Annotated in this window: 2 protein-coding genes; both read right to left on the bottom strand. The window is 47.4% G+C overall.

Annotation, left to right across the window (positions count from 1 at the left end; translation table 11 throughout):
- A partial coding sequence (locus C7C56_RS11480; protein WP_229458719.1) for an Imm71 family immunity protein occupies positions 1-694 on the bottom strand: 694 nt, incomplete at its 3' end.
- Positions 695-705: 11 nt separating this feature from the next.
- A complete protein-coding gene (locus tag C7C56_RS28140) occupies positions 706-1,680 on the bottom strand; it encodes a hypothetical protein (protein WP_146204434.1) in 975 nt (324 codons plus the stop codon).
- Between the last annotated feature and the right edge of the window lie 199 nt (positions 1,681-1,879).

Consider the following 1,879-nt stretch of genomic DNA (forward strand, 5'->3'; position numbering starts at 1 on the left):
GCGCTTCCGCTCCTGCAAGCAAATAATTCATGCATCCGTCTTTAATTTGCGGTTCGTATATTCCAAAAACGGTCACCATCTCACCTGTCCTAAGAAAAACATCGATGTGGGGCTCGGGGACGTCCGGAAGGTGTGCGGGAATTGGCATCTTCGAAAATTTTTCGTACCAACCCGTGCCCCACAATTCCGGCGCCGGTGTGTCACTCATCATTGACTGCACGTAACCAGTGTCTTGAGTAGCATCGAAAAAAATACGCGTGGCATCGGTCATCGCATCAACGTATTTTCCGTCAAAAAAATTGTCTCCTCGCGGACCGTTGGTAACCAGATAGCAATGCCAATCGCTAGCATTCATAGTTGCATCACGAAGAATCCCGCGCTCGTTATACAGCCAAACGCTGCGGTCACCCTGCTTCAGTCGCTCGAGTCCCTGCTCATAAAGAACCTGCGTCTTAAGAATATCAGGATAGAATCTTTCCCAATTGGTTTCACATATCGAGTTATTTGGCAGCGCAACTGGTTCCTCTCGCACTTGCCGCTCAAAAATATTTGCGAAACGGTCAAAGGCATCTGCCTCGCGGTGCCAAGCCGTGTAGCTCGTTTTCCGCTTTAAATACCAAAATATCTTTCTCCGGTCATCTGGTCTCATTTGCCCCTCGGACCACTTAGGCTTAAATATGTCAAATATGCTCATGATGTCTTTCGTTAATTGCTATTTTCCAATTTTACAGCGGCTTGCGCGACTTGCGTCACTGCCTTCGATTGCCGTTCCGTGACACCGAGCCGTTCAACTACTCCAGCACCGGGAATAGCTGTTTTGCCATATCCAATTTTGCCGTTAATTCCCTTCCAACCGCTTTGCCTAACCTCTATAACAACGCCGTTCGGAAGAGTCGCCTTCCCACCACCCTTTAGGTAAAGCTGATTGGTTATGTCTTTTACCTGTTTTTCAAAAAATGCTTCCACAACCGCCTGTTTTGCGCCTCCTGGTAGGTATTGGCCTGCAATTTTCTTGCTGAACTGCTCAGAGACAACACTTGTACATGCCGGGATTTTCACATTTTCTGGAATATGCACCATTGAAAGCCATCCGTTGCGATTCCATTCGTCCAGCACGGCACATAAACGGCGCCACTCTGCAGCGTTTTTTGGCGGTTTACCACGCCCCCAAAACGCACCGATCGCGTTTGATGTGCCAACTTCGGTACCATGGGTCATGCCACCCGGACCGAATGCGCGAAAAAGGGTCTCGCCGTGGAGTATTTCATTCTTAATTGGACCGCTAGCTGCTGCAATGCCAGGGTAATAAGTTACACCCGTCGCCTTGTCGGCAACAGTATATTTCATAAGGTCTGGAAACCCCGCCTCGTGCTTATATACCTCCTTGATACTACCAACCAGATTGGGATCTGCGTTTGCCAGATTTTGTTGATATTTTCCCGCGCGAACAATTTTCTTGGCTGCTCCGGTCTCGATCAGGCGAGCCTCCTCAGCATAGCTAATGACCTTTTGACCTGTTTGCGCCAGTAAGGTCGTAGCAGTGTCATGCGGCGGCACTCCTCCAGCATGAATAATTTTTCTAATATGATCCAGTTTTGCGTGTAATTCCTTGAGCGCCTCCGGAATCATTTTATCCCCAAGAATCATAAGTTCTTTGAATTCACTTGATAGCTGTTTCAACCGGTCCACCATGGACTGTGGAAGTCTTTGGCCGTACCGAACTACGAAAAGAGCGATAATCATAATTATTGTTGAGCAAAAATTTCGGAAACTTTTTACAAGTTCGGATTCATACTTCAACACATTAAGCGCTTTGAACCATGCCTCTGCATTCTTGTGGCCAATGCGATTTAAAAAAGCTATAACATGGCGGTTTCAA

The sequence above is a fragment of the Massilia glaciei genome, assembly GCF_003011895.2.
Lineage (GTDB): Bacteria > Pseudomonadota > Gammaproteobacteria > Burkholderiales > Burkholderiaceae_D > Telluria_A > Telluria_A glaciei.